We start from the raw sequence: 26,066 nt of genomic DNA, 5'->3' as shown, positions 1-26,066 counted from the left end.
AACACCTTCCGCCTCCTTTTGAAGCACCGGAAGATGCTGCCGAAACGGCATCGGCTTGCTCGATATTCTCTGCTTCTGCGCACAGCATGGCCCGCCAGATACTGCGCTCGCCGACCGCCATTTCGCGTCGGCAGAGCAGGATCGAGCCATGAACCAGTCCCTTTGTGCCCGCCATCTCGAAGCCGCCGCGCTGCCGCTGATCGATATCGCCGGGCTGTTTTCTCCCGACCTTGCCGAGCGCACTGCCGTGGCCGAACGCATCGGCGCGGCCTGTCGCGAGGTCGGCTTCTTCTGCGTCGCCAACCACGGCGTCGACCCGGCGCTACAACAGGCGGTGTTCGAGCAGGCACAAGACTTCTTCGCCCAACCGGAGGCCAGCAAGCGTGCGCTGGACAAGGTGTTCTCGAAGGCCAATCGCGGCTATGAGCCGTTGCGCGGGCAGGTGCTGGAAGCCGGTGCGCCGGCCGATCTCAAGGAAGGCTTCTACATCGGCGAGGAGCTGGCCGAGGACGACCCACGGGTGCTGGCCGGTCGCTTCAACCACGGCGCCAACCAGTGGCCGAGCGAGCTTGCGGACTTCCGCCCGACCATGGAGCGCTATCGCGATGCGATGAACGCCCTCGCGGCACGGCTGATGGGCGCCATCGCGCTGTCGCTGCAACTGCCGGAGGAACATTTCGCCAGTTTCTGCCGCGAGTCGATGAGTACCCTGCGCCTGCTTCACTACCCGCCGCAGCCGGCCAATGCCGCGCCCGGCGAAAAGGGTTGTGGCGCGCATACCGATTTCGGCGGGCTGACGCTGCTTCTGCAGGACGAGAACCCCGGCCTGCAGGTCTGGGATCGTCACAGCGGCAGCTGGATTCACGCAGCGCCCGTGCCCGGCACCTATGTGGTCAACCTGGGCGACATGATCGCCCGCTGGACCAACGATCAGTACCGTTCGACGCTGCATCGGGTGGTCAACATTTCCGGGCGCGAGCGCTATAGCGTGCCATTCTTCTTCAGCGGCAACCCGGACCATCTGGTCGAGTGCCTGCCGACCTGCCTCGCGCCGGGCGAGTCGCCACGCTACCCAGCGGTGACGGTGGAAGAACACCACCGCGAGATGTACCGGAGGACCTATGGCTGACATCGTCCTCATCCACGGCGCCTGGGCCGGCAGCTGGGTCTGGGATGCGCAGCAGGATGGCCTGCGCGATGCCGGACATAGGCCGCACGCGGTCGATCTGCCGGGCAATGGCCACGACGCCACGCCACTCGCCGAGGTCTCGCTGCAGCGCTATGTCGAGCACGTCGGCGCACTGATCGAGACGCTGCCTGGCCCGATTCAGCTAGTGGCGCATTCCGGCGGCGGCGTCACTGCCACTGCCGTGGCCGAGGCTTATGTCGAGCGCATCGCAGGGGTCGCCTATGTCGCCGGCATGATGCTGCCCAGCGGCATGGGCTTCGGCGAACTCTGCGCCGAACTCGCCCGCGACTTCCCCGAAGTCAGCGGCATCGGCCCTTATCTCGAAGCCGCGCCCGGCGGCAGCCGCGTACCGGGCGATGCCGCCTGCGCCGTGTTCTTTCACGATGCACCGGCACAGGCCGCAATCACCGCGGCACGCCGCCTGACGGTGCAGCCCGATGGTGGCCGCGACATCGCCGCGCATTGGAGTGCCGAGCGTTTCGGACGTCTGCCGCGCTTGTATATCGAAGCCGCGCAGGACCGCTCCGTGCTGCCACGGGTGCAACAGCGCATGCAGCAGCTGGTGCCTGGCGCCGAGCGGGTGGTGCTCGATTGCGGGCATGCGCCGCAACTGGCCATGCCCGACGCGCTGCTCGCCGCCCTGGTGGATTTCTTCGCTCGCCATCCTCAACCCGTGCACTGACCCGTTTATTGCATCGCGCTCACCACGCCGAACCTTCAAGGAGCTTCACCATGTTCAACAGAACCCTGCTCGCCAGCGCCCTGTTCGCGCTGTTCAGCCAATCCGCCCTGGCCGCCGACAAGGTGCGCTGGCTCAACGACTGGCTGCCGGCCGGCGACAAGGCGGCGATCTACCTCGGTGTCGAACAGGGCCTGTTCGCCGCCGAAGGCATCGAAGTGGAAATCGCCAGCGCCCGTGGCGGTAGCGACGTGGTGACCAAGCTGGCCACCAACAGCGCGGACTTCGGCTCGGCCGGCCTGGCTTCGCTGCTGCAGGCCAAAGCCCAGGGCGAGGTGCCGGTGGTCGCCGTCGCGCCGATCTACAACAAGCAGCCGGACGCCTTCTTCACCACCGAAGGTTCGGGCATCGAGAGTTTCAAGGACATCGTCGGCAAGACGGTGGCCACCCCGACCTTCTCTGCCTCCAACGTGGTCTGGCCGCTGCTGCTGGAGCGCAATGGCATCGACCCGACCAGCGTCAAGCTGCTCAAGCTCGACCCCGGCGCGCTGGCACCGATGCTCGCCACCGGCAAGGTGGACGCCACCATCAACTGGCTGACCGTCGCGCCCGGCTTCGTCCGTGCCCTCGGTGAAGCGGACAAGACGCTGAAGACCATCCCATGGTCGGAATACGGCTTCGAGGGCTACGGCCTGTCGCTGGTGGCTTCGCAACGCTTCGTACAGAGCCATCCCGAGGTCGCCAAGAAGTTCGTCAAGGCCTACCAGCAGGCGCAGAAGAACGCCATCGCCAACCCGGCTGCAGCGGCCGCCGCACTGAAGAAGATGGTTGCCGAAGTCGACGAGCAGCAGGCCGAAGAACAGTTCGCTGCATCCGTGCCGCTGATGCAGAACGAGATCAGCGATGCCGAGGGCACCGGTTTCGACGCCAAGCGCCTGGCCACTACCTGGGAATGGGTCGCCAAGGCGCAGGGCATGCAGATTGATGCCCTCGACCCGACCAGTGCCATCGACACCAGCCTGAGCGAGTGATGCCATGAACGCCGCCGCCCTGCCCGCCACACCGCGCCCCAACATCAGCTTTGATCGCGTCAGCCAGGTCTTCACCTCCTCCGATGGCAGCGAGGTGGTGGCGCTGGACAACGCCAGCTTCGACATCGGCCGCCACGAGTTCATCGCGGTGCTCGGCCCCTCGGGCTGCGGCAAGTCCACGCTGCTGCGCATCCTCGCCGGGCTGGTACGTCCGACCCACGGCCAGGTCAGCATCTATGGCAGCCGGGTGAACGGCCCGCGTGACGAGATCGGCATCGTCTTCCAGCGGCCGACGCTGCTGCCGTGGCTGAACATCCGCGACAACCTGACCTTTCCCATGCGCCACAAGTACGGCCGCGTCACCGCCCAGGAGATCACCCGCGGCGAGGAGTTGCTGGAACTGGTGGGGCTCAAGGAATTCGGCAACAAGCGCCCGGACGAACTCTCCGGCGGCATGCAGCAGCGTGCGGCGATTGCCCGCGCGCTGCTGCATGACCCGGAAATCCTGCTGATGGACGAGCCGTTCTCGGCGCTCGATGCCCTGACCCGCGACGAGCTGAGCCTGGAGCTGCTGAACATCTGGACTCAGCGTCCGAAGACGGTGCTGTTCATCACCCACTCGATTCCCGAAGCGCTGCTGCTGGCCGACCGCATCCTGGTGATGTCGGCGCGCCCCGGCCGCGTGCAGGAAATCATCGATGTCGACCTGCCGCGCCCGCGGTCCATGGAAACCCTCACGGAGCCGCGTTTCAATGAGCTCGCCAACCATATCCGCCGCAAAGTCTTCTCGCGCCATGCCGCCCATTAAGCCCAGGGCGCTGCGCCTGAAGGCCCAGGCCGACCGCTTCGCGCCCTGGCTCGCCCTGCTCGTTCTGCTGCTGGTCTGGGAAGCGGCCTGCCGCCTGCTCAAGCTGCCGAGCTTCGTGCTGCCCTCGCCCAGCGCCATCTTCGCGGCGACGCAAAAGGTTGGCCTCGGTGCCTGGGCCGAGCATATCTTCGCCACGCTGCGGGTGACGCTGATGGGCTACGGCCTGTCGATCCTGATCGGCATCCCGCTGGCCATCGCTCTGGCCTCTTCACGGGTGATGTCGCGCACGCTGTATCCGCTGCTGGTGATCGTGCAGTCCACGCCCATCGTCGCGGTGGCACCGATCATCGTGGTGGTGATGGGCGCTGGTGATCTGCCGCGGGTGTTCATCACCTTCCTCATCGCTTTCTTCCCCATCGTGGTGTCCTGCGTGACTGGTTTGCTGGCGACACCGGAGGAGCTGGTGGAGCTGTCGCGCTCGCTCGGCGCTTCCAAAGCCCGTGAGTACCGCAACATCCGTCTGCCCTATGCGATTCCGCACCTGTTCTCGGCGCTGCGCATTTCCATCACCCTGGCAGTGATCGGCGCGGTGGTGGCCGAGTTTGTCGCTGCGGAAAAAGGCCTGGGCTACTTCATCAACTTTTCCACCTCGATGTTCCAGGTGCCCCAGGCCTTCGCTGCGCTGATGATGCTGGTGGTAATCAGCCTGGTGCTGTTCCACCTGATCGGGCTGCTGCAGAAGGTCTTCTTTCCCTGGAGCCTGCCCAAGGCTGGGCATTGAAGCCCACCACCTCTTAATCTCAGTCTGGATAACGCCATGCCTCTCGACGATCTCGCCCTGCTGCGCAAAAGCTTCGACGTCGCCCGCCGCGCGCTGGAGAACGGCACCCATCCGTTTGGCGCCATCCTGGTCGGGCCGGACGGTGAAGTGCTGCTGGAACAGGGCAACGCCTACATGCCCGACCACGACATGACCGGCCACGCCGAGCGTGTACTGATGACCCGCGCCTCGACCCGCTACACACCGGAATTCCTCTCGCGCTGCACCATGTACACCTCCGCCGAGCCCTGCGCCATGTGCGCCGGCGCCGCTTACTGGGTCGGGCTGGGTCGCGTGGTCTATGGGCTTTCCGAGCGCAGCCTGAAGGACATCACTGGAAACCATCCGGAGAACCCGACGCTGGACCTGCCCTGCCGCATCGTCTTCGAGGCCGGCCAGCGCAAAGTCGAAGTCGTCGGGCCGCTGCTGGAAGACGAGGCTGCTGCCCTGCACGAAGGCATCTGGTAGGCGACGCCAGAATCAGGCAAGCGCCCGGCAGGATCGCCATAACGCCGCCACCGCCCTCCGTCGCAACATTCGAACCACGGCGTCACCGACGTCGCCCGAATCAACCTGCGGAGGACAACCCCATGTCGAACATCAACGGCAAAGTCGTACTCATCACCGGCGCCAGCAGCGGCATCGGCGAAGCCACGGCGCGCCTGCTGGCGGCCCAGAGCGCAACCGTCGTGCTGGGCGCGCGACGCCTGGATCGGCTGGAAAAAATCGTCGCCGAGATCGACGAAAGCGGTGGTATCTCCGCCTGCCGCGCGCTGGACGTCACCAGCCGCGAGAACACCCAGGCCTTCGTCGACTTCGCCGAGCAGCGCTTCGGCCGCGTCGATGTGATAGTCAACAATGCCGGGGTGATGCCGCTTTCGCCACTGGACGCGCTGAAGGTCGACGAGTGGAACCGCATGATCGACGTGAACATCCGTGGCGTGCTGCACGGCATCGCCGCCGGCCTGCCGCTGATGCAGCGCCAGCGCGCCGGCCAGTTCGTCAACATCGCCTCCATCGGCGCCTACGCGGTGAGCCCGACCGCAGCGGTGTACTGCGCCACCAAGTACGCGGTGCGCGCCATCTCCGAAGGCCTGCGTCAGGAGGTCGGCGGCGATATCCGCGTGACCCTGGTGTCCCCGGGCGTCACCGAATCGGAACTGGCCGAGAGCATTTCCGATGACACCGCCCGCTCGGCCATGGACGAGTTCCGCCGCATCGCCATTCCGGCCGACGCCGTCGCCCGCGCCATCGCCTATGCCATCGACCAGCCGGCCGATGTCGACGTCAGCGAGCTGGTGGTGCGCCCCACCGCCAGCCCCTACTGAGGACGCCGCCATGACCCTTCGTACAGGCAACACACTGGCGGCGGCATACCTCGCCGTGTTCGGCTCGCTTACCCTCGCCTCGCTGGACGCCGCCGGCAACGAGCGCCACGAGCGTGGCATGGCGGTCATCGAGCACCTGTCCGGCGGTGCCGGGCAACCGGTGCTCGAGGCGCTGCGCGAGGACTATCCGTTTCTCGCCGAGGGCATCACCGGCTATGCGCTGGGCGATGTCTGGGGACGCAGCGAGCTGGATGACCGCACCCGCCAGCTGGCTGCGGTCGCCGCCTTCGCCGCCCAGGGCAATCTGCCCTACATGAAGATCCACGCCGGCTACGCGCTGCGCCTGGGCGTCAGCCGTGAGGAGCTGAAGGAGGTGGTCTACCTGACCACCGTGACGGCCGGCTTTCCCCGCGCCATCGACGCCGCCCAGGCATTGCGCGAGGTGCCGGACCCGGCGTCGCGCTGAATTTTAGAGCCTGTCTACGATCTAGCGAGCTAGAGTCCTGCAAGGCGCAACGACCAACGGGAGTAACAGCCGAAGGCTGGCCCGCAGGGTGAGCGCCAGCGAATCAAACAGGCGAGGACGCGGAGTTTACTGATGTAAATGAGCATGACTCACTTCGTTCGCCCTTCGGGCCGCGCTAAAGCGCGTTAGCCGCAAGCGGCTTGCTGAACCTGTTTTTAACGCAGCAGGGCCGACGCGCAGCAGATCGTAAACAGGCTCTCAGGCCGTGCTGCGCAGCCGCGCAAGATCCTTCACCGGCGAGGCGCCGAACAGCCGGCTGTACTCACGGCTGAACTGCGAGGGACTTTCGTAGCCGACCCGGTAGCCGGCACTGGACACGTCGAGCCCCTCGGCGATCAGCAGCCGCCGCGCCTCCTGCAGGCGCAGCTGCTTCTGGTACTGCAGCGGGCTCATCGAGGTGAGCGCCTTGAAACGGTGATGAAGCGTCGAGCTGCTGAGATTGACCCGCTGCGCCAGTTCCTCGATGCGCAGCGGCTCGACGTAGTTGCGGTTCAGCCATTCGATCGCGCGGGTGACGCGATGGCCCTGGCTGTCGCGCACCGCGATCTCGTGCAGGTGGCGCCCCTGGCGACCACAGAGCAGGCGGTAGAAGATCTCGCGCATGGCCAGCGGTGCCAGCACCGGGATGTCCTGCGGGCTGGCGAGCAGTCGCACCAGACGTAGCGTGGCATCCAGCAACGGCGCATCGATGCGGTCCAGATAGACACCGCGTGCAGCCCCTTCCACGGGCTGGCTCAACGGCGCGCTTTCGGCCACCAGGGTGGCGACCATCGCCGGGTCGATATCCAGACGAATGCACAGGTACGGCTCGCCAGACGAGGCCTCCAGCACGCGCCCGGCCACCGGCACGGTGACCGATACCACCAGGTAATGCAGCGCATCGTAGGTGTACAGCTCATCACCCAGGCGCACCTCCTTGCTGCCTTGCACGATGATGCACAGCGCCGGCTTGTGCAGCCCGTGCACCAGGTCGCTGGGCGCGCTGCAGCGGATCAGGAAGAGATCGTCGATGGCGGTGGGATGCATGCCGTCGTCGCGCACGAGGCCATCGATCAGCCGCGCCAAGGCGGCACGCTGGGCAATCGTTTCCTCGGCGGAATGAAGGTCCATCTGGTTCATTGCAGGCAAACCGGTGGGAGCGGAAAGGACGGTTAGCTTAGCAGCCCATCCGGCCCGCGGTCGTCCCGCCCCATGGCGGTGCATCGGCACGACAGTGTGATCGAGTGAAGCACCAAAGCGATGCACCGGCTAACATCGTCGCATGGCCAACCGGTGGCGCAGCTGCCGTGGCCGCGTCGCACCTCATTTCCTGACTGCCTGGCCAGCTTTTTGCTACAGCCCTGGCCATGAAGAACCCAGCGGATGCCTCCATGCCCGAATCCCAGACCGCGCGCCTCCAGCTCTGCGGCATCACCAAACAGTACCCAGGCTGCCTGGCCAACGACCGTATCGACCTGTCGATCCAGCCGGGCGAAATCCACGCCCTGCTCGGCGAGAACGGCGCCGGCAAGAGCACCCTGATGAAGATCATCTACGGCGTCACCCAGCCGGACGCCGGCGAAATCCACTGGCAGGGCGAACGGGTGACCATGCGCGACCCGGCCCAGGCCCGTGAACGCGGCATCGGCATGGTGTTCCAGCACTTCTCGCTGTTCGAGACGCTCTCGGTAGCGGAGAACATCGCCCTGGCGCTGGGCGCCAAGGCCGGTACGCCAAAGCAGCTGGAGCCGAAGATCCGCGAGGTCTCGCAGCGCTACGGCATGCCGCTGGAGCCGCAACGGCTGGTGCACAGCCTGTCCATCGGCGAGCGTCAGCGGGTGGAGATCATCCGTTGCCTGATGCAGGACATCCGCCTGCTGATTCTCGACGAGCCGACCTCGGTGCTCACCCCGCAGGAGGCCGACGAGCTCTTCGTCACCCTGCGCCGGCTGGCTGCCGAGGGCTGCAGCATCCTGTTCATCAGCCACAAGCTCAATGAAGTGCGCGCGCTGTGCCAGAGCGCCACGGTGCTGCGCGCCGGTCGCGTGTCCGGTGAATGCATCCCCGCCGAATGCTCGGACCTGGAACTGGCGCGGCTGATGGTCGGCGATGCCGAGGGGCTGGAAGCCGAATACCCGAAGAGCGAGGGTCGCGCGCCGTTCCTGCGTGTGGAGCGGCTGTCCTGGCACAACGCCGATCCGTTCGGCGTGTCCCTCGAAGAGGTGGACCTTGAAGTGCGCGCCGGGGAGATCGTCGGCATCGCGGGAGTCGCCGGCAACGGCCAGGACGAACTGCTCGCCCTGCTCAGTGGCGAACAGCGTCTGCCGGCCGCACAGGCGAGGCATATCCGCTTTCTCGGCGACGACGTCGCCCACCTGCGTCCCGATGCCCGCCGTCGCCACGGTATGGCCTTCGTGCCGGCCGAGCGTCTCGGTCACGGCGCGGTGCCGAGCATGAGCCTGGCCGACAATGGCCTGCTTACCGCCTTCCAGCAGACCGGCATGGTCGAGCAGGGCATGATCCGCCGCGGCAAGGTGCGCGCCTTCGCCGAACAGGTCATTCAGCGTTTCGCCGTGAAGACACCGGACGCACAGACCCCGGCGGCAAGTCTGTCCGGCGGCAACCTGCAGAAATTCATCCTCGGGCGCGAGATCCTGCAGCAGCCGAAGCTGCTGATCGCCGCGCACCCGACCTGGGGCGTGGACGTCGGCGCGGCAGCAGCGATCCACCGCGCGCTGATCGAACTGCGCGATGCCGGCGCGGCGATCCTGGTGATCTCCGAAGACCTCGAGGAGCTGTTCCAGATCAGCGACCGCATCGCCGCCCTGAGCGACGGCAGGCTGTCGCCACAGCGCGCTACTGCCAGCACCTGCCCGGTCGAAGTCGGCCGCTGGATGGCCGGCCAGTTCGATACCAGCGACACCCCTGTTTCCACCTCTGCCGCCTGACGAGAATCCATCATGCTGTTATCCCTGCAACCCCGCGGCGAGGCCTCACGGGCCATGCTCTGGTTCTCGCCATTGCTGGCCGCGCTGCTGACGCTGCTGAGCGGCGCCCTGCTGTTCGCCCTGCTCGGCCATCCGCCGCTGGAAACCCTCAAGGTGCTGCTGGTCGACCCGCTCGGCGATCTCTACGGCGTCTCCGAACTGCTGGTCAAGGCGCTGCCGATCCTGCTCTGCGCGCTGGGTCTGGCGGTGGTCTACAACGCTCGCATCTGGAACATCGGCGCCGAAGGCCAGCTGCTCATCGGTGCCCTGGCCGGCAGCGCGCTGGCCGTCAACATCATCGACTGGGACTCGCGCTGGGCGCTGGTGCTGACGCTGCTGCTCGGCACGCTCGGCGGCGCCGCCTGGGCCGGGCTCTGCGCCTGGCTGAAGACGGCGTTCAACGCCAACGAAATCCTCACCAGCATCATGCTCAACTACATCGCGCTGAACCTGCTGCTGTTCGCCGTGCACGGCCCGCTGAAAGACCCGGAAGGCTTCAACTTCCCCGAGTCGGCGATGTTCGGCGACGCCACGCGGCTGCCCGAGCTGATCGAAGGGCTGCGCGTGCATGCCGGTTTCTACTTCGCCCTGCTGGCGCTGGTGGTGGTCTGGGTCCTGCTGCAGAAGAGCTTTCTCGGCTTCCAGATCAAGGTGCTCGGCCTGGACAAGCGCGCCGCCGGCTTTGTCGGTTTCCGCGACAAGAAGCTGGTGTGGATCGCCCTGCTGATCAGCGGCGGCCTGGCCGGTCTGGCCGGCGTCGCCGAAGTCACCGGACCAATCGGCCAACTGGTGCCGCAAGTTTCACCGGGCTATGGCTACGCGGCGATCACCGTGGCCTTCCTCGGTCGCCTGAACCCCATCGGTATCGTCTTCGCCAGTCTGCTGATGGCGCTGCTCTACCTCGGTGGCGAGAACGCGCAGATGGCCGCCAACCTGCCGCAATCCATCACTCAGCTGTTCCAGGGCATGGTGCTGTTCTTCCTGCTCGCCTGCGACGTACTGATCCTCTATCGCCCGCGCCTGAAGCTGTGGGCGCGCAAACCGGCGCTCGTCAGCGCTAAAGAGGAGCCGGCCACATGATCGTCCGCACTGCGCTACTGCCCTTTTCACCCGCTGCTTGCCGCTTGAAGTTCGAGGCCTGACCGATGGACATGGATCTGCTGACCAATATCTTCTACGCCATGATCCGCACCGGCACGCCGCTGCTGCTGGTCGCCCTCGGCGAGCTGGTGTGCGAGAAGACCGGCGTACTCAACCTCGGCCAGGAGGGCATGATGCTGTTCGGCGCGGTGATCGGTTTCATCGTCGCCTTCGCCAGCGGCAACCTCTGGCTGGGCGTGCTGTTCGCCTGCCTGGCCGGTGTGCTGCTCTCGCTGCTGTTCGCCATGGTGGCCCTGGGCTTCAACGCCAATCAGGTCGCCACCGGCCTGGCGCTGACCATCTTCGGCGTCGGCCTGTCGTCCTTCGTCGGTGCCAGCTGGGTCGGCAAGCCGCTGGCCGGCTTCGAGCCGATCGCCATTCCGCTGCTCAGTGAAATCCCCGTGATCGGTCGCATGCTGTTCGCCCAGGATCTGCTGGTGTACCTGTCCTTCGGGCTGTTCGCCCTGGTGGCCTGGGTACTGCTGAAAAGCCGCATCGGCCTGATCATCCAGGCCGTCGGCGAAAACCCCAACGCCGCCAGCGCCATGGGCCTGCCGGTACTGCGCGTGCGCACCCTGGCGGTGATGTTCGGCGGCGGAATGGCAGGGCTTGCCGGCGGCTACATGTCGCTCGCATACACGCCGATGTGGGCGGAAAACATGACCGCTGGCCGCGGCTGGATCGCCCTGGCCCTGGTGGTGTTCGCCAGCTGGCGGGTGAGCCGCGTCCTGCTCGGCGCCTACCTGTTCGGCCTGGCCAGCATCCTGCACCTGGTGGCGCAGGGCCTCGGCCTGGCGATCCCCGGCAACCTGCTGGCGATGCTGCCGTATGTGGCGACCATTCTGGTGCTGGTGCTGCTGTCGCGGGACGCGATCCGTACGCGGTTGTACGCGCCGGTGTCGCTGGGGCAGCCCTGGCAGCCGGGGCATTGAGGTTCTTTTCGGGACGGTTGACTACGCGGAACCAGGGCTATCCAAGGAGTTGATGAAAGCCTGGTTTCGCGCTGTTGGGCGACTCACTTTTTCAAGCGTGTGCCGAGTGCTGTATCTGGTAGCGCGTGCTGCGTCCGCCGCCCGGGAGCCTGGCCAGGCAACCCTTCTCGACAAGGTCGCTCAGATGGCGCGTGGCGGTGGCTTTCGAGACCTTTGCCACGGCCTGGTATTGAGCGGCACTGATGCCGTTCTCGAAACCTCTCTCGCCGCCATCGAGCAGGCGGTTAAGCACTTTGATCTGCTCGGCAGACAGGGTTTGGCTACGGTGAGCCTGCCAGAAACGTGCCTTGACCAGCACGCGGTCGATACGAGCAAGGGCCTGTTCCAAGCTCTTGAGCAGCGTGGCAAGGAACCATTGCAACCAGGCGGTGATATCCAGCGTGCCTTTCTGGCTCGCTTCGAGGATGCGGTAATAGTCGGCGCGGTCATCGAGGATGCTAGCCGACATGGCGTAAAAGCGGATGGTCTGCTGTTCTCCCTGAGCCAGTGCCAGGTCGGTGATGGCGCGCGTAAGGCGGCCGTTGCCGTCATCGAAGGGGTGCAGGGTGACGAACCAGAAGTGCGCAATGCCGGCTCGTAGAAATGGGTCGAGGCCTGCATCGCGGCGGCTGCTCTCGAACCAGGCAAGGAAGCCGTCCAGTTGTTCTTCCAGCCCGGCGCGGGGTGGCGCTTCGAAATGCACGGTAGGGCGGTCGAGTCTCCCGGAAACTACCTGCATGGGCTCCTCGCCGCGCAGCATACCGATGCGTAACGGGCGGGCCAGTAAGTCACCATCGCTGGGGAACAACCAGCCATGCCAGGTGAACAGCCTCTGCAGATCGAGCGGCTGCTGATACGCGCGGGTGGCATCAAGCAGCAGTTCCGCCAGGCCTTCGGAACGCGAGGTGATGCGGCCTTCTTCGTTCAGCCCCAGGCGCCGCGCCAGTGACGAGCGCACGGAGCCGACATCCAGCTGCTCACCCTCGATGGCTGATGAGGTGACGATGTTCTGCAGCATGGCATCCAGGCTGCTCTGCACCTCCGTGTCACTGCCCACGGCACCGAGCATCCCGAGCAAGCGCCCCAGAGCCTGGCTGCAGGTACGCAGCAGCGGAGCAAGTGCGTCGGCTTGCCAGCTAAAGTGCGGCCAATCGGGCTGCTGCCAGATCCAGAGCGGGTCATTCATGAGGGCTGGCTCCTCTGTGAGCCGATTAACGGGCTTATTCGGCTCATTTGGTGAGCCGATAATGCCGGCTAATCGGCTCACTGTCTAACCTTTAAGCCATGGGCTACCGGGCTTAAAAGCACTTGGACAGTGCGGTTGATCCGCCTTGGCAGGCGGTTGGCGCGACATTCAGAGACTCAGCCCCATATCAATCCAACGTGTACTCAAACGTACTCACCACCCGCAGCCGTTTCCCCACGGTCCGCCCACTGTCCATATCACTGCCATCGTCATCGATAACCCGAATCACACCCTGGTTGGCATTCTTCAAGCGCCCCAGCGTGGCACCGGCATCCTCGGCAAAACGCGTCGCCTGCTCACGGGCATTGCTGGTGGCGGCTTCCAGCAGCTGCGGCTTGAGCTCATTGAACCCACGCAACTGATAACGCGGCCCGGCAAAGCCGTTCATCTCGGTATCCAGCTGAACACCGGCCAAGATCAGCGGATCGATGGCATTGGCCGCCTTGCCCACCGCGTCGACGCGCTCTGACTTGACCAGCACCTGACCCTGGCCATTGAAGCGCAGCGCCACATCACGCGAGGCCCATTCACGCGCCAGCAGATCCTGGACCTGCAACGGTCGCACTTCGATCTCCGCGTCGGTGAAGCCCTGCTCGCGGAGGAAATCCAGCACCAGCTGGCGATCCTCGCTCAGCCCCTTCTGCACTTCGGCGAACTGATCGCCACCACGGCGAAAGCCCAGCGTCCAAACCGCAAAGTCGCTCTTCACGTCCATCTCCGCCAGGCCCTTGACCGTCACCGTGCGGTCGGCCATGCGGAAACGCTCCACGCCCTGCCCCACCGACCAGCCGGCGAAGGCCACTGCCGCGGCGATCAACGCCGCCGGCAGAAATCCGATTCGTGCTGTAGCCACGTGCTTCTCCCCTTAGGAATTGACCGAATGCGCATGCTACTCCAGCGCCGTGCGAACACCAGTCACCAGCGCTCAACCGCGGCCCAGGCGCTGCAACGCCTCCAGCCGGAAGGCGATGTGCTGCTCCAGCTCGCTCAGCTCGCGCTCCAGCCGTGCGCGCTGCTGCGTATCGCTGCCGGCCTCCAGCCGTTCGCGCAACGCGGCACGCTGCGCCAGCAATTCCACTTCCCGTGGCGGCACCCCGGCGCTCTTCAGCACCGAGAACGGCAGGCGCAGGCCCGGTGGCGTCTGCAGCCAGCCTTCGTCCACCACCAGCGGTTCGCCTTTTTCCTGCACGCCGCGCTGCCATCTGGCGATGTCGCGGGCGATGCGTTGTTCGATGTCCTGATCGCTCATGACTCGCGCCTCTTCTACCTGCCCGGTCATGAAAACCCAGCTGCGTGGCTTTTGTCAGCGGCCGGCCGACGCCAGGTCATTGGCACGTCGGTTGCGTTGCGTCTGTATGATTGCGCCCCGCGCGATGCGAACTTTTGCCGCAGCGTTCATTCTTTTGCTTAGCGCCACCGCTACCGATTCCGAGGAGCCACCCCTTTGCCCAGTCTCAACCTGCAGATTCTCGTCGCGGCCTGCCTGGGTGTCGCCATCGGCTGGCTGACCGGTACACTGCCGACCGACGCGCCCGTACGCGAGGGCGTGCTCTATGCAAGCACCCTGGCCGGGAGCATCTTCATCGGCCTGCTGAAGATGGTGCTGATCCCGCTGATCTTCACCTCCATCGTGGTCGGCGTGGCCAATCTGCAGGCGCACCATCAGGTGCACCGGGTGTGGGGCGGCGCCCTGGTCTACTTCACCCTCACAACCAGTGCGGCGATGCTGGTGGCGCTGGTCGCGGCGAACATCTTCAAGCCGGGCGCGGGGCTGTCGCTGGATCTGTTCGCCGAGGCGATGAACGACTTCGAGGCGCGTCAGCTGACGCTGCCGGAGTTCTTCCTGCACTTCTTCGCCAACCTGTTCCAGAACCCCTTCGCCGCGCTGGCCAACGGCAGCATCCTGGCCGTCGTGGTGTTCGCCATGTTCATCGGCATCGCGCTGGTGGCCGGGGGCGACCGCTACCGCAATATCCTCGTGGTGCTGCAGGAATTTCTCGAGCTGATGATGCGCATCATCAGCTGGATCATGCGCCTGGCGCCGCTGGGCATCCTCGCGCTGCTGATCAAGCTGGTGGCCGAGCAGGATGTGGCGCTGCTCAGCGCCGTCGGCGGCTTCATCGTGCTTGTGTTCGCCACCACGCTGTTTCACGGCATCGTGGTGCTGCCAGGCATTCTCTTCCTCACGACCGGCAAGTCGCCGCTGTGGTTTTTCCGTGGAACCCGCGAGGCGCTGATCACGGCGTTTGCCACCAGCTCCAGTGCGGCGACATTGCCGATCTCCCTGCGTTGCGCGGAGGACAACCTCAAGGTGCGCCCGGGCATCGCCGGCTTCGTGCTGCCGCTGGGCGCGACCATGAACATGGACGGCACAGCACTCTACGAAGCGGCAGCTGCGCTGTTCGTCGCCAATCTGATGGGTATCGAGTTGAGCCTGGCTCAGCAGGCGGTGGTGTTCTTCACCGCGATGATCGCCTCGACCGGCGCCCCGGGAATTCCCAGCGCCGGCATGGTGACCATGGTGATGGTGTTGCAGGCGGTCGGCCTACCGGCCGAAGCGGTGGCGATCCTGCTGCCGATCGACCGCCTGCTGGACACGGTGCGCACGGCGGTCAACGTCGAGGGCGACATCATCGGCAGTGTGGTGGTGCAGCGTTTCGCCGATCGCGCCTAGCGCAGCATCAGGTCGACGACTCCTTGCGGGTCTTGGCGATCAGCTCCGGGTCGATGCCCCAGCATTCGTCCAGATACCAGTCCTCACCGAACATTTCCGCCGGATGCTGGGTGCGGCCCGCGCCGTTGCCACAGGCCATCGAAGTTGCCGGGCAATAGCGGTCGCAGCCCCAGCACACACGTTCGGGGTGGGAAGGTTCGAGGGGAAATTTCTTGGCCATTGCGCGTGCCTTTTCTGGCGTTGTTGCAGTGGCCACAGGCTAAGCCTCCTCGCCGCCGCCAGACTTGATCATGCTCAAGAACGACCGGTATCGGCGCACAACAACTGTATGCACATACAGATAAAGATTGCCTGAAGCGCCGTTTGTGCACATGCTTCGCGCCATCGACCGCTGCCGCCACAGCCTCCATGCAACTCTATCTCTGCGAAAAACCTTCCCAGGCCCGCGACATCGCCAAGGTGCTCGGCGCCAACCGGCGTGGCGACGGTTGCCTGCAGGGCGCCGGGGTGACGGTGACCTGGTGCATCGGCCATCTGCTGGAAACCGCCCCGCCGGATGCCTATGACCCGCGCTACAAGCGCTGGGTGCTGGCCGACCTGCCGATCGTGCCGGAGCGCTGGAAGATGCTGGTCAAGCCGAAGACTGCCAGCCAGTTCAAGGCAGTCAAGCGCCTGCTCGGCGAATGCAGCGAACTGGTGATCGCCACCGACGCCGACCGCGAAGGCGAGATGATCGCCCGCGAACTGGTCGAGCACTGCCGCTATCGCGGGCCGATCCGCCGGCTTTGGCTGTCGGCCCTGGACGATGCCTCGATCCGCAAGGCGCTGGCCGCGCTCAAGCCAGGCGCCGAGACTTTCAATCTCTACCATGCCGCCCTCGGCCGCTCGCGTGCCGACTGGCTGATCGGCATGAACATGAGCCGGCTGTTCACCCTGCTCGGCCGCCAGTCCGGCTACCAGGGCGTGCTGCCGGTGGGCCGCGTGCAGACGCCAACGCTGCGTCTGGTAGTGGACCGCGACCGCAGCATCGTCGACTTCATCCCGGTGCCGTTCTGGGCCATCGATGTGCAGCTGCTCGCCGATGGCACCGCGTTCACCGCGCAATGGCAGGCGCCGGACGACCATTGCGATGACCAGGGCCGCTGCCTCGATCAGGCTCGTGCGCAGCAGGCTGCGGACGCCATGCGCAACGCCGCCAGCGCTCGCCTGCTGAAGCTCAAGACCGAGCGCCAGCGCGAGGCCGCACCCTTGCCGTTCGATCTCGGCACGCTGCAGGAAGTCTGCTCGAAGAAGCTCGGCCTCGGCGCCCAGGAAACCCTCGACATCGCCCAGGCGCTGTACGAAACCCACAAGCTGATCACCTACCCACGCAGCGATTGCGGCTACCTGCCGCTGAGCCAGCACGGCGAGGCGCGGGCCATCGTCGCTGCGCTGACTCAAGCCGACCCGACGCTCGCGGCGCTGCAGCCGCATCTGGACCTGTCGCGCCGCTCGCGGGCCTGGAACGACGCCAAGGTCGGCGCCCACCACGGCATCATCCCCACCGCCGCGGCGCGTGGTCTGGAACGCCTGGCCGGGCGCCCGCGCGCGGTGTATGAGTTGATCCGCGCGCGCTACCTGGCGCAGTTCCTGCCCAACCACGAGTACGACCGCACCCAGGCTGACTTCGACTGCGCCGGCCAGGCGCTGCGGGCGGTGGGCAAGCGCATCGTCGAACCGGGCTGGAAACGCGCCATGCCCGAAGCGCTGGCGCCGGCACGGGGCAATCGCGAAGCAGCCGCGCCGCAGAGCCTTCCGGCATTGCAACAAGGCCAGGACTACGCGGTGGGCGAGATCACGCTCAAGGACCAGCAGACCCAGCCGCCGAAACCCTTCACCGAAGGCGACCTGATCAAGGCGATGAAGAACGTCGCCAAGCTGGTGGATGACCCGCGGTTGAAACAGAAACTCAAGGACACCACCGGCATCGGCACCGAGGCGACCCGCGCCGGCATCATCCAGGGCCTGCTCGACCGCGGCTATCTGGTTCGCCAGGGCAAGGCGCTGGCAGCGACGCCGGCGGCGTTCAGCCTGATAGATGCCGTGCCGCGGCCGATCGCCGATCCCGGGACTACGGCGATCTGGGAGCAGGCGCTGGACATGGTGCAGAGCGGCGAGATGCCGTTGGAAGAATTCGTCGCCAAACAGTCGGCGTGGATGAGCAAGCTGGTCGAACGTTGCGCCGGTCTGCGCATGACCATCAGCGGCCCGCCGATGGCCGCCGGCCGCGGCGGAAAACCATGGAAGAAGAAACGCAGCGCCGCAGCTCGCCGACGCAAGCCGGCAACCGCAGACTGAGCCACAGCTCGGGGGTGGTTACGTTTCCGGACTCGGTAGGCGCAGCGTGGGAGCGTTCTTGACCGCGAATCGCGCCTACCCCAGACCAGCCCGAAACAAGCAGCTGCCCTAGTGAATCTCCAGCACCTCGTAGCACTGCGGCTGGCCGTTGACCCGCAGCTCCACTTCGTCACCGATCCGGCGCCCCAGCAGCCCGTGCCCCAACGGCGAACGCGGCGAGATCACCAGAATCTCCCGGCCTTCATGCTGCAATTTCAGCCCCGCGGCATCCGGGCCGAGGAAGAACCAGCGTTCGACGCCATCGTGCTCCAGGCAAAGCAGCGCTCCGACCCGCACGTACTCGTCCGAGCCGATGGTCGGCTGCAGGTTGCGGTAGGCGGCCAGCGCTGTCTCGATCTCGTGCAGACGTCGTCTTTGCCCGTCGGCGAGGTAGGCCGCTTCCAGGCCACGGGTGTCGTACTTGTTCTCGGCCTTGCTCTCGGCATGGGTGGCGGCCTCGTGGGTCGCGGCCAGCACGGTCCTGGCGACCTCACGGTCGGCTTCGAGGGTGGCGATGATCTGCTGCTGAAGGGCGGTCTTGTTCATGGGCCAGGCTTATAGCCCGACGGCGCGCCGAAGGGAATGGCTGCGTCGCTGTTCGGCGCTGCACCCGCCTCGATGACCGCATCGGCCAGCCAGGGATTGCGGCCCTCGGCGATCCACTCCAGTGTCTCGCGCCAGAAACCGTTGCGATGCCGATCATGGAACAGGCCGAAATGGCCGATGCGCTCGAAGCCCAGCGCACGCGGGTTGAGCTGCACCAGCTGGCGCGGACTGTTGCAAAAGTAGCCTAGGCCCCGACGCATCGCAGCCGGCGTGGCGAACTCGTCGTCACTGGTACTGACCGCGAGAATCGGCGCGCGAATCGCGGCGAAGCGGCTAAACAGCAGCTCGTGTTCGTCAGGCGGGTAGCTGTCTTCCAGGCGCGCGCCGCGCCGGGACCACTCCAGCGCGACGCCCGCCGGCAGATCCTCCAGCCAGCCGAAGCGCCGGCCGGGAAAATAGCCAGCCAGCCGGGTAACCGCGGGCATGAACAGGTGCCATTTGGCGTACATACGCAGGCGCTGATCAGCGGCGTAGTCGCGCCAGTAGGCGTACTGCCCGGCCACGTTGAGGTAGCGGTCCACCTGACTTGCAGCAGCGGCAAAGCCCGGCATGAAGCCACCGGCGCTATGCCCCACTGCAACCAGCAACCCTTGCGGATCACGCTCACGCATATAGCGCACCGCGGCATCGAAGTCGTATTCACCCCAGTCGCGCCAGCGCATCCGCATGTCGCGCAGGCGCTGCGGTCGTGAGCCACCGATGCCGCGAAAGTCGTAGGTCAGTGCAGTAAAGCCGTACTCAGTGAGAAAGCTCGCGTAGCGTGCGTAATAGCGCGACAGCACCCCGGTGGCGCAGCTGATGATCACCGCGCCGCGCTCGACACCGGCGGGTCGCCACAACTGCGCGGCGAGGGTGTAGCCATCTATGCAGCGCAGGGAAACGGACTCGGGCATGGCAACGACCTTTCGAATTGTTATGCGCTCACCTTGCCCCGCAGCGCACATTTTTGCCATAACCTGCCGGCACCTTTGCGCAGCGACCGCAGTCTGTTTATGACAGCCGCATTACCCCTGCAGCCAGGTGGCCTGCAGCGCAATACCTCATCCTGGTTTCCACTGGCATTACCGCCCCGAACCAAGGCGCCGACGCGCTGCGGGTTCCTGGCGGCTTGGAGAAAAGTACATGACCGGCGAACAGCTGATCGTCTTTGGCGTACTGGCGGCAACGCTGGTGCTGTTCGTCTGGAATCGCTGGCGTTACGACCTGGTCGCCCTCGGCGCGCTGCTCGCCTGCGCACTGACCGGCGTCGTGCCGGCGGACGAGGTGTTCTCCGGCATCGGCCATCCCGCCGTGATCTCGGTGGCCGCGGTGCTGGTTCTCAGCCGGGGGCTGCTCAACGCCGGCGTGGTGGACTCGGTCGCGCGGCGGCTGATGCAGGTCGGCGAGCGCCCGTGGGCACAGGTCGCCGCGCTGACCGGGATCGTCGCGCTCAGCTCGGGCTTCATGAACAACGTCGGCGCGCTGGCGCTGTTCATGCCGGTGGCGATCTGGATGTCGCGGCAGAGCGGCCGCTCACCCTCGTATCTGCTGATGCCGCTGGCGTTCGGCTCGCTGCTCGGCGGCACCCTGACGCTGATCGGCACCCCGCCGAACCTGATCATCGCCGGCTATCGAGCCGAGGCTGGCGAAGCGCCCTTCGGCATGTTCGCCTTCTTGCCGGTAGGTGCGGCGGTGACGGTCGCCGGCGTGCTGTTTATCGCCCTGCTTGGCTGGCGGCTGGTGCCACGGCGGCAGGAGCAGGACGGCAATGGCGACCTGTTCGAGATCAGCGCCTACCTCACCGAAGTGCGAGTGCCGGAAAGCTGCAAGTACGCCGGGCGCACCCTGCACGCGCTGATCAACGCAGTGAAGGACGAAGCCGATGTGCAGGTGATCGCCCTGGTGCGCGGCGACGAGCGCCAGCGCATGCCGTCCACCTACGAGGTGCTGCGCGAGGGCGACATCCTGCTGGTGGAAGCGGATTCGGACAGTCTCAAGGCGCTGCTCGACGTCACCGGCGTCGAGCTGGCGGCCAATGTTGACGAGCAGGAGGACAAGGCACAGAACGAGCAGAAGGCCGCCGAACAGGCGCTCGAAGACGAGAGGACCGAAAAGAATCACAAGAGCCGGCACGGTGAGCTGACCCTGGCCGAAGCCATCGTCTCCCCCGGCTCGATACTGGTGGGCACGACCGCCAGCGGCCTCGACCTGCGCGAGCGCCACGGCGTCAACGTGCTGGCCGTAGCCCGCCAGGGGCAGCGGCTGCGCCAGCGCCTCGGCAAGATTCGCTTTGCTAGCGGCGACATCCTGCTGTTGCAAGCCCGCGAGGACGCGCTGCAGTCGAGCCTGAACAGCCTGGGATGCCTGCCGCTGGCGTCCCGCGGGCTGAGCATCACCACACCGCGTAACGTGCTGCTGGCCAGTGCCATCTTCGCCATCACGCTGGCCTGTATTGCCTTCGGCCTGGTGCCGGCAGCCACCGCGCTGGTCACCGGCGCGCTGGTGATGATCCTGGTCGGGCTGATTCCCGTGGGCCGCATTTACGACAGCATCGACATGCCGGTCATCGTGCTGGTCGCGGCGATGCTGCCGGTCGGCGAGGCGCTGGAAAGCAGCGGAGGCTCGCAGTTGATTGCCGAAACCCTGCTGGAACTGGGCCAGTCGTTGCCAGCGGCGGCGACACTGGCGCTGCTGATGGTGGCAGTGATGCTGATCTCCAACGTGGTCAACAACGCCGCGGCGGCAGTGCTCGCCGCACCCGTGGCGATCAGCCTGGCACGTGGGATGGACGTCTCGGCTGATCCGTTCCTGATGGCCGTGGCGATCGGTGCCTCCTGTGCCTTCCTGACGCCCATCGGGCATCAGTCAAACACGCTGGTGATGGCACCGGGCGGCTACCGCTTCGGCGACTACTGGCGGCTGGGCCTGCCGCTGTCGATTCTGGTGGTGCTCTGCGCCGTACCGGCGATTCTCTGGATCTGGCCGCTATGAGCAGCCACAGTGGCACCGGTGCCCAGCGTCCGTGGGCACTCAGACTACTACCAAGGCGGAAGGGAAATTAGCCCATTGAGCAATGGCAGTACACGCAGACAGATCCGACGATGGCTGCCAGAATCGCGTCGACCTGACGATGCGCAGCGCGCGGTGTCAGGCGAAACGGCATACCCTGCTTTGCGTGCGACGCCTGCAACACGAGATCGCTGATGATCCGCCAACGCCTCAAGACCCCTCTGGTATCCGCACTGCTCATCGCCATGCTGATGGGCTGGGGCGGCCATGCGCTGTCGTGGCTGAACGGCGGGGCTCAGCACGGTGCTGACGCCCACTGGCACGACGATCACCATCATCACGCTCCCAGCCATGAATGGCAGCCCGGCAACTGCACGCTGTGCCAGCTGCAACACGTGCATGTGCTTGGCGATCACATCCACGAAACACCCCACCCCATGCTTCTGCTCAGCCTGTCTGCGCAACCCGAGCGCGCGGACCTGCCAGCCTGGCCACGGCGCGCGCTGCCTGAAGGGCCGGTGTCACGCATCGAGCGCCCACCTCGCGCCTGATCCTGCTGCGACCGCGGTCGCCTCAGGCGACCTCTTTTCACCAGCTCAGGACCATTCCATGCATTCGCAATCCCTGCGCGGGCTCGCTGCGTTTTACGCACGCCTGCGCCACTCGCTGCTGCCGGTTTTCGGCATGCTGCTGTTCTTCCTCGTGCCCGACGCACTCGCCCATGGCGTGGCCGAAGGCGACAAGGGCTTCATCCAGGAAAGCTCCGGCGTGATGCTGCTGCCGTTCGTCTACCTCGGCGCCAAGCACATGATCACCGGCTACGACCACCTGCTGTTCCTTTTCGGGGTGATCTTCTTCCTCTACCGACTCAAGGACGTCGGGCTCTACGTCACCCTGTTCGCAGTAGGCCACTCGGTCACCCTGCTGCTCGGCGTGCTGATGGAGATCAGCGTCAGCGCCTATCTGATCGACGCCATCATCGGTTTCTCGGTCGTCTACAAGGCACTGGACAACCTCGGCGCCTTTCAACGCTGGTTCGGCTATCAGCCCGATACCCGCGCCGCGACGCTGGTGTTCGGCCTGATCCATGGCTTCGGCCTGGCGACCAAGATTCTCGAATACGAGATTGCCGCCGATGGCCTGATCGCCAACCTGATCGCCTTCAACGTCGGCGTCGAGGTCGGCCAGCTGCTGGCGCTGAGCGCCATCCTCATTGCCATGGGCTACTGGCGGCGCACCGCCGGCTTCTGGCGCCACGCCTACACCGCCAACGTCGCCATGATGAGCGCCGGTTTCCTGCTGATGGGCTACCAGCTCACCGGCCTGGCCCTGTCTTCGTAAGGAATTTGCCCCATGTACAACAACCAACGTCCCGATCTGAGCGAGCTGCCCAGCAGCAGCCAGCTGCTGCGCTCCACCCTCATCGCCCTGATCGCCGCCGGCGTGCTGCTGGTAACCGTGGTGATGCCCGCCGAGTACGCCATCGACCCGACCGGTGCCGGCCGACTGCTGGGCCTGACCCAGATGGGCGAACTGAAGCAGACCCTGGCCGAGGAAGCCGCGACCGAAGCGCAGCCGCCGGCCGAAGCCGCTCCAGCCGAACCTGCCGCAACTAAGCCGGACAAGGATGAACCGGTGGCGGCACAGGCCGAGCCAGCCCCGGCGGCGGCGCCAACGCCTGCGCAACCGGAGCCACCAAAAGTCGCCACCCAGCAGCACGAGGTGAACCTGACACTCAAGCCCAACCAGGCCACCGAGATCAAGCTGGAAATGAAGGAAGGCGCCAAGGCGAATTTCCACTGGACGGCCAATGGCGGGCGCCTCAACTACGACACCCACGGCGATCCCTACAAGGCACCGAAGGGCTTCTACCATGGCTATGGCAAGGGCAAGAATGCGCCTGAGCTGCAGGGTGAACTGGTCGCCGCGTTCGACGGCAAGCACGGCTGGTTCTGGCGAAACCGCACCAACGAGACGGTGAAACTCACCCTGCGCACCGATGGCGAATACATCACCATCGAACAGGTGTTCTGAGTTTCGTGTTCGGCGTAACCACCGCAGCACTGGCCAAACTCGGCCAGGGCTGCGGCTCGTACGGGAGAAACCCATGTCCTGGATCATCACCAAATACGCGCTGACCGCTGCCATGGTCGTGCTGGTATCGGAGGTGGCCAAGCGTAGCGACAAGCTCGGCGGCTTCATTGCCGCGCTGCCGCTCATCACCCTCCTCACGCTGATCTGGCTGTACCTGGAGAAGCAATCGCCGGAGAAGATCGCCAACCACGCCTGGCATACCTTCTGGTATGTCCTGCCGACCCTGCCGATGTTCCTGGCGTTTCCGCTGCTGCTGCCACGGCTGGGGTTCTGGCTGGCACTGCTGGCCAGCGCAGGCATCACGGTCGTCTGTTTCGGGCTGTTCGCGCTGCTCATGCGCCCCTTCGGCATAGAGCTGCTGTGACCGCCTGGCGTTAAGGCCGACGGCGCCACGTGGCGCCGTCGCTGCACACGTGCTCAACTCGCCTTGAAGCGGCTGACGTTGTCCAGCAGGGTGCCAGCAAGGTCGCTGAGGCGGCTGGCAGTGTGGTGATTGCTGCCTACCGCCTCACCGTTCTCCTCGGCCATGCGCGCAATGGTGGTCACCTGCTGGGCGATCTCGGCGGACGCCGCGCTCTGCTCGCGCAAGGCATTGGAGATCTCCGCCACGGTGGACAGCACCTGATTGGCCGCCTCGCGAATGCCACCCATGGCCTCGCCGGCCCGCTGCGCGCGTGCGACGCCCTCATTGACTCGCACCACACCCTGCTCCATGCCATGTACCGCGCCCTCTGTGCCTTGCTGGATGGCCGCAACCATCTGCGCGATCTCCTTGGTGGAATTGGCGGTACGCTCGGCCAGCTTGCGCACCTCATCGGCCACCACGGCGAAGCCGCGCCCCTGGTCACCGGCCCGCGCCGCTTCGATCGCCGCATTCAGCGCCAGCAGATTGGTCTGTGCGGCGATGTCACCGATCACCCCGACGATGGCCGAGATCTGCCCGGAGCGTTCGCCCAGCTCGGCCACAGTACGCGCCGAGTCGCCCACCGATACGGCGATCTGGCTGATTTCATCGACCACCGCGGCGACGATCTCACCGCCCTGACGCGACAGTTCGCCAGAGCGATGCGCCAGTGCATCGGCCTCGCCCGCGTTGCGCGCGATGCTCTCGATGCCGACGGTCATTTCTTCGACCGCCGCCGCCATGCTCGATGCGGCGTCGCTCTGGCACTGCGAGGCGACATGGATCTGCCCCGAGGCGGTAACCAGGCTGCGCGCCGAGTCAGCGACATGGTCGGAATTGTTCTTGATGCTGCCGATCAGCCCGCGCATGGCGTCAGCCATGTCGTTGAAGCTGCCGGCAACGAAGCGCAGCTCGTCGCGCGCAGCCAGATCGATATGGGTTGTTAGATCGCCAGCGGCGAGCCGCTCGCTGCCGGCGCGCAGGCTGCGGATGCTGGCCATCACCGACAGATAGGCACCCACCGAGAGATAGCCGATCACCGCCAGCACCACCAGCAGCACGGTCAGGTTGCCGAGCAGCACCTGTCGGGCGTCCTCGATACGCTGTTCGAGCAGGCCGTCCAGGCTTGGCAGCAGCACGTCGCGCATCTGCGCATAGCCGATGCTGATCGCTTCGGTGGTCATGTCGAAGAACTGCGCTGACGAGGTGCTGCTGAAGTCAGCACGCACCACCATGTCCTGCACCACCGCATCGATCACCTGGCCACGTTCGCGCATGGTGGCGACGGCGCGGCTCAACGGCGGCTGGAGTTCCGGCCGCTCGGCAACCACCTTGTCGATACTGCGCTCCATGTCCTGGGTCGCCGACTTGATTTGCTCGGTCAGCACAATCAGCGCAGTGCGTTGCGGCTCGCTCATCTCGCCCCTGGCCAGTATCGCCGACGCACTACCGCGCAGGCGGCCCAGCCGCTCGATCAGAAACGGCATGCGGCTAACCGCGGTGGTCATCAGGTAATAGGTCTGCGGCTCGGGATCGAAGGTCAGGCCGTAGGCGTCCGCCACCTGGGTCTGGAAGTCCAGTAGTTGGGCGATCAGCGCGGTGTGCGCGTCATAGCTTTGCGGCTGGGACCAGCTCTGCACGGCCCGCTTGATGCCATCCCAGTCTCGACCGATCGCCTGCCACTCGCGCGTGCCGCGCTTGTCCTCGGCCAGTGCCTGGCTCATCTCGACCAGCGCGGTATCGACACGGGTTTGCAGGGCGGAGCGCCGATCCGCCATGTCCGTGTTGCCGCCGAGCAGCATGGCGGACACGCCGCGATGCTGCTGGGTCAGCTCAATCAGGCTCGACAAGGGGCGCGCCAGCGCTGTGGCGACCAGCTCGCTCTCCGCTCGCTCGATGGTGCGGTTGAGCTGGCCGGCGAGGGTCAGCATCAGGCTGGCGAAGGCAAGGAAGACCAGCAGCCCCAGCACACCGAACTTGATCGGATAGCTGAGCCGGTTCATCAACAGTTCGGCGGGGGAAAACAGCAATTTCATGGGACATGTCCTGACGTGACGTGGCACTGCACGGCGCCGCTCGACGTCGTGGCACTCCGGACGCGGCGCCTGGCTAAAGCCAGACTGAGAGTGGCAACCGAACGCGCGGGAGTTGCCGCGCAAAATACGGAGCCGACCGGGCGGTCACCGTGACCACGATCAAGAACGGGAGCCAGGAAAACGGC

The 26,066-nt window shown here is 65.8% G+C and carries 26 protein-coding genes; 18 read left to right on the top strand and 8 right to left on the bottom strand.

Annotated elements, in window-relative coordinates; all coding sequences use genetic code 11:
* Positions 1–148 precede the first annotated feature (148 nt).
* The 8 genes from LLJ08_RS06160 to LLJ08_RS06125 all read left to right on the top strand — a co-directional run bounded on the left by LLJ08_RS06160 (position 149) and on the right by LLJ08_RS06125 (position 6,321).
* A complete protein-coding gene (locus LLJ08_RS06160; RefSeq protein WP_228208469.1) occupies positions 149–1,129 on the top strand; it encodes an isopenicillin N synthase family dioxygenase in 981 nt (326 codons plus the stop codon).
* The gene (locus LLJ08_RS06155) at positions 1,122–1,871 is read left to right on the top strand and encodes an alpha/beta fold hydrolase (RefSeq protein WP_228208468.1); all 750 of its coding nucleotides are present in this window, start codon (positions 1,122–1,124) and stop codon (positions 1,869–1,871) included. Before LLJ08_RS06160 ends, LLJ08_RS06155 begins: the two co-directional genes overlap by 8 nt.
* Positions 1,872–1,921: 50 nt before the next feature.
* On the top strand, positions 1,922–2,899 hold the full coding sequence (locus tag LLJ08_RS06150; protein ID WP_228208467.1) for an ABC transporter substrate-binding protein: 978 nt from the start codon (positions 1,922–1,924) through the stop codon (positions 2,897–2,899).
* Between the two features lie 4 nt (positions 2,900–2,903).
* Complete coding sequence (locus LLJ08_RS06145) at positions 2,904–3,707, top strand: ABC transporter ATP-binding protein (RefSeq protein WP_228208466.1); 804 nt, start codon at positions 2,904–2,906, stop codon at positions 3,705–3,707.
* Entirely contained in the window at positions 3,694–4,488 is a 795-nt protein-coding gene (locus LLJ08_RS06140; protein WP_228208465.1) for an ABC transporter permease, read from the top strand. Before LLJ08_RS06145 ends, LLJ08_RS06140 begins: the two co-directional genes overlap by 14 nt.
* 36 nt (positions 4,489–4,524) lie before the next feature.
* Entirely contained in the window at positions 4,525–4,995 is a 471-nt protein-coding gene (locus tag LLJ08_RS06135) for a nucleoside deaminase (protein ID WP_102823296.1), read from the top strand.
* A 122-nt stretch (positions 4,996–5,117) separates the two neighbouring features.
* Entirely contained in the window at positions 5,118–5,855 is a 738-nt protein-coding gene (locus tag LLJ08_RS06130; protein WP_228208464.1) for an SDR family oxidoreductase, read from the top strand.
* 10 nt (positions 5,856–5,865) lie between these two features.
* The gene (locus LLJ08_RS06125) at positions 5,866–6,321 is read left to right on the top strand and encodes a carboxymuconolactone decarboxylase family protein (protein WP_228208463.1); all 456 of its coding nucleotides are present in this window, start codon (positions 5,866–5,868) and stop codon (positions 6,319–6,321) included.
* Between the two features lie 258 nt (positions 6,322–6,579).
* Here LLJ08_RS06125 and LLJ08_RS06120 read toward each other — a convergent pair whose 3' ends face one another.
* Complete coding sequence (locus LLJ08_RS06120) at positions 6,580–7,500, bottom strand: AraC family transcriptional regulator (protein WP_228208462.1); 921 nt, start codon at positions 7,498–7,500, stop codon at positions 6,580–6,582.
* A 251-nt stretch (positions 7,501–7,751) separates the two neighbouring features.
* On the opposite strand from LLJ08_RS06120, the gene LLJ08_RS06115 reads away from it, so the two are divergent.
* The 3 genes from LLJ08_RS06115 (at position 7,752) to LLJ08_RS06105 (ending at position 11,419) form a co-directional block, all read left to right on the top strand.
* The gene (locus tag LLJ08_RS06115) at positions 7,752–9,308 is read left to right on the top strand and encodes an ABC transporter ATP-binding protein (protein WP_228208461.1); all 1,557 of its coding nucleotides are present in this window, start codon (positions 7,752–7,754) and stop codon (positions 9,306–9,308) included.
* Between the two features lie 12 nt (positions 9,309–9,320).
* On the top strand, positions 9,321–10,427 hold the full coding sequence (locus tag LLJ08_RS06110) for an ABC transporter permease (RefSeq protein WP_152481571.1): 1,107 nt from the start codon (positions 9,321–9,323) through the stop codon (positions 10,425–10,427).
* A gap of 65 nt (positions 10,428–10,492) precedes the next feature.
* Entirely contained in the window at positions 10,493–11,419 is a 927-nt protein-coding gene (locus LLJ08_RS06105; RefSeq protein WP_014821137.1) for an ABC transporter permease, read from the top strand.
* Positions 11,420–11,510: 91 nt separating this feature from the next.
* On the opposite strand, the gene LLJ08_RS06100 is transcribed toward LLJ08_RS06105, so the two are convergent.
* The 3 genes from LLJ08_RS06100 to LLJ08_RS06090 all read right to left on the bottom strand — a co-directional run bounded on the left by LLJ08_RS06100 (position 11,511) and on the right by LLJ08_RS06090 (position 13,953).
* The gene (locus LLJ08_RS06100) at positions 11,511–12,644 is read right to left on the bottom strand and encodes a Fic family protein (RefSeq protein WP_046620737.1); all 1,134 of its coding nucleotides are present in this window, start codon (positions 12,642–12,644) and stop codon (positions 11,511–11,513) included.
* Between the two features lie 187 nt (positions 12,645–12,831).
* Complete coding sequence (locus LLJ08_RS06095) at positions 12,832–13,557, bottom strand: SIMPL domain-containing protein (RefSeq protein WP_041013295.1); 726 nt, start codon at positions 13,555–13,557, stop codon at positions 12,832–12,834.
* A gap of 72 nt (positions 13,558–13,629) precedes the next feature.
* Complete coding sequence (locus LLJ08_RS06090) at positions 13,630–13,953, bottom strand: hypothetical protein (protein WP_228208903.1); 324 nt, start codon at positions 13,951–13,953, stop codon at positions 13,630–13,632.
* Positions 13,954–14,148: 195 nt separating this feature from the next.
* On the opposite strand from LLJ08_RS06090, the gene LLJ08_RS06085 reads away from it, so the two are divergent.
* Complete coding sequence (locus LLJ08_RS06085) at positions 14,149–15,378, top strand: dicarboxylate/amino acid:cation symporter (RefSeq protein WP_042926552.1); 1,230 nt, start codon at positions 14,149–14,151, stop codon at positions 15,376–15,378.
* 7 nt (positions 15,379–15,385) lie between these two features.
* Here the strand turns inward: LLJ08_RS06085 and LLJ08_RS06080 are convergent, their stop codons facing one another.
* Positions 15,386–15,598, bottom strand: a complete 213-nt coding sequence (locus LLJ08_RS06080; protein ID WP_003283903.1) for a DUF3079 domain-containing protein — start codon at positions 15,596–15,598, stop codon at positions 15,386–15,388.
* Positions 15,599–15,786: 188 nt separating this feature from the next.
* Between LLJ08_RS06080 and LLJ08_RS06075 the strand changes: the two genes are divergently transcribed.
* Positions 15,787–17,715 carry a DNA topoisomerase III gene (locus LLJ08_RS06075; RefSeq protein ID WP_228208460.1) on the top strand — a complete coding sequence of 643 codons (1,929 nt, stop codon included), beginning with the start codon at positions 15,787–15,789 and terminating at the stop codon, positions 17,713–17,715.
* Positions 17,716–17,823: 108 nt separating this feature from the next.
* On the opposite strand, the gene LLJ08_RS06070 is transcribed toward LLJ08_RS06075, so the two are convergent.
* Positions 17,824–18,300 carry a GreA/GreB family elongation factor gene (locus tag LLJ08_RS06070; protein ID WP_041013291.1) on the bottom strand — a complete coding sequence of 159 codons (477 nt, stop codon included), beginning with the start codon at positions 18,298–18,300 and terminating at the stop codon, positions 17,824–17,826.
* A complete protein-coding gene (locus LLJ08_RS06065) occupies positions 18,297–19,253 on the bottom strand; it encodes an alpha/beta hydrolase family protein (RefSeq protein ID WP_228208459.1) in 957 nt (318 codons plus the stop codon). The genes LLJ08_RS06070 and LLJ08_RS06065 overlap by 4 nt, the downstream gene beginning before the upstream one ends.
* 229 nt (positions 19,254–19,482) lie before the next feature.
* On the opposite strand from LLJ08_RS06065, the gene LLJ08_RS06060 reads away from it, so the two are divergent.
* From LLJ08_RS06060 to LLJ08_RS06040, 5 genes are all read left to right on the top strand, one after another.
* Complete coding sequence (locus LLJ08_RS06060; RefSeq protein WP_228208458.1) at positions 19,483–21,330, top strand: SLC13 family permease; 1,848 nt, start codon at positions 19,483–19,485, stop codon at positions 21,328–21,330.
* A 212-nt stretch (positions 21,331–21,542) separates the two neighbouring features.
* On the top strand, positions 21,543–21,899 hold the full coding sequence (locus LLJ08_RS06055; protein WP_228208457.1) for a hypothetical protein: 357 nt from the start codon (positions 21,543–21,545) through the stop codon (positions 21,897–21,899).
* 58 nt (positions 21,900–21,957) lie between these two features.
* Positions 21,958–22,689, top strand: a complete 732-nt coding sequence (locus LLJ08_RS06050) for a HupE/UreJ family protein (RefSeq protein WP_041013287.1) — start codon at positions 21,958–21,960, stop codon at positions 22,687–22,689.
* A gap of 12 nt (positions 22,690–22,701) precedes the next feature.
* A complete protein-coding gene (locus tag LLJ08_RS06045; RefSeq protein ID WP_228208456.1) occupies positions 22,702–23,382 on the top strand; it encodes a transmembrane anchor protein in 681 nt (226 codons plus the stop codon).
* A 73-nt stretch (positions 23,383–23,455) separates the two neighbouring features.
* Positions 23,456–23,806: a DUF3147 family protein gene (locus LLJ08_RS06040; RefSeq protein ID WP_014821149.1), complete on the top strand. Its 351-nt coding sequence runs from the start codon at positions 23,456–23,458 to the stop codon at positions 23,804–23,806.
* A gap of 53 nt (positions 23,807–23,859) precedes the next feature.
* Here the strand turns inward: LLJ08_RS06040 and LLJ08_RS06035 are convergent, their stop codons facing one another.
* Positions 23,860–25,881 (bottom strand): methyl-accepting chemotaxis protein, encoded by a 2,022-nt coding sequence (locus LLJ08_RS06035; RefSeq protein ID WP_228208455.1) that lies wholly within the window; start codon positions 25,879–25,881, stop codon positions 23,860–23,862.
* Between the last annotated feature and the right edge of the window lie 185 nt (positions 25,882–26,066).

This window comes from Stutzerimonas chloritidismutans (assembly GCF_020783375.1).
GTDB lineage: Bacteria > Pseudomonadota > Gammaproteobacteria > Pseudomonadales > Pseudomonadaceae > Stutzerimonas > Stutzerimonas kunmingensis.
The sequence above is the reverse complement of the archived record's forward strand: the minus strand, read 5'-3'. Positions and strand labels throughout refer to the sequence as shown.

Bases quoted from the DNA above. Each gene is read 5' to 3' on its own strand.
- LLJ08_RS06160 (WP_228208469.1), top strand. From the start codon at position 149: ATGAACCAGTCCCTTTGTGCCCGCCATCTCGAAGCCGCCGCGCTGCCG.
- LLJ08_RS06155 (WP_228208468.1), top strand. From the start codon at position 1,122: ATGGCTGACATCGTCCTCATCCACGGCGCCTGGGCCGGCAGCTGGGTC.
- LLJ08_RS06150 (WP_228208467.1), top strand. From the start codon at position 1,922: ATGTTCAACAGAACCCTGCTCGCCAGCGCCCTGTTCGCGCTGTTCAGC.
- LLJ08_RS06145 (WP_228208466.1), top strand. From the start codon at position 2,904: ATGAACGCCGCCGCCCTGCCCGCCACACCGCGCCCCAACATCAGCTTT.
- LLJ08_RS06140 (WP_228208465.1), top strand. From the start codon at position 3,694: ATGCCGCCCATTAAGCCCAGGGCGCTGCGCCTGAAGGCCCAGGCCGAC.
- LLJ08_RS06135 (WP_102823296.1), top strand. From the start codon at position 4,525: ATGCCTCTCGACGATCTCGCCCTGCTGCGCAAAAGCTTCGACGTCGCC.
- LLJ08_RS06130 (WP_228208464.1), top strand. From the start codon at position 5,118: ATGTCGAACATCAACGGCAAAGTCGTACTCATCACCGGCGCCAGCAGC.
- LLJ08_RS06125 (WP_228208463.1), top strand. From the start codon at position 5,866: ATGACCCTTCGTACAGGCAACACACTGGCGGCGGCATACCTCGCCGTG.
- LLJ08_RS06120 (WP_228208462.1), bottom strand. From the start codon at position 7,500: ATGAACCAGATGGACCTTCATTCCGCCGAGGAAACGATTGCCCAGCGT.
- LLJ08_RS06115 (WP_228208461.1), top strand. From the start codon at position 7,752: ATGCCCGAATCCCAGACCGCGCGCCTCCAGCTCTGCGGCATCACCAAA.
- LLJ08_RS06110 (WP_152481571.1), top strand. From the start codon at position 9,321: ATGCTGTTATCCCTGCAACCCCGCGGCGAGGCCTCACGGGCCATGCTC.
- LLJ08_RS06105 (WP_014821137.1), top strand. From the start codon at position 10,493: ATGGACATGGATCTGCTGACCAATATCTTCTACGCCATGATCCGCACC.
- LLJ08_RS06100 (WP_046620737.1), bottom strand. From the start codon at position 12,644: ATGAATGACCCGCTCTGGATCTGGCAGCAGCCCGATTGGCCGCACTTT.
- LLJ08_RS06090 (WP_228208903.1), bottom strand. From the start codon at position 13,953: ATGAGCGATCAGGACATCGAACAACGCATCGCCCGCGACATCGCCAGA.
- LLJ08_RS06080 (WP_003283903.1), bottom strand. From the start codon at position 15,598: ATGGCCAAGAAATTTCCCCTCGAACCTTCCCACCCCGAACGTGTGTGC.
- LLJ08_RS06075 (WP_228208460.1), top strand. From the start codon at position 15,787: ATGCAACTCTATCTCTGCGAAAAACCTTCCCAGGCCCGCGACATCGCC.
- LLJ08_RS06070 (WP_041013291.1), bottom strand. From the start codon at position 18,300: ATGAACAAGACCGCCCTTCAGCAGCAGATCATCGCCACCCTCGAAGCC.
- LLJ08_RS06065 (WP_228208459.1), bottom strand. From the start codon at position 19,253: ATGCCCGAGTCCGTTTCCCTGCGCTGCATAGATGGCTACACCCTCGCC.
- LLJ08_RS06060 (WP_228208458.1), top strand. From the start codon at position 19,483: ATGACCGGCGAACAGCTGATCGTCTTTGGCGTACTGGCGGCAACGCTG.
- LLJ08_RS06055 (WP_228208457.1), top strand. From the start codon at position 21,543: ATGATCCGCCAACGCCTCAAGACCCCTCTGGTATCCGCACTGCTCATC.
- LLJ08_RS06050 (WP_041013287.1), top strand. From the start codon at position 21,958: ATGCATTCGCAATCCCTGCGCGGGCTCGCTGCGTTTTACGCACGCCTG.
- LLJ08_RS06045 (WP_228208456.1), top strand. From the start codon at position 22,702: ATGTACAACAACCAACGTCCCGATCTGAGCGAGCTGCCCAGCAGCAGC.
- LLJ08_RS06040 (WP_014821149.1), top strand. From the start codon at position 23,456: ATGTCCTGGATCATCACCAAATACGCGCTGACCGCTGCCATGGTCGTG.
- LLJ08_RS06035 (WP_228208455.1), bottom strand. From the start codon at position 25,881: ATGAAATTGCTGTTTTCCCCCGCCGAACTGTTGATGAACCGGCTCAGC.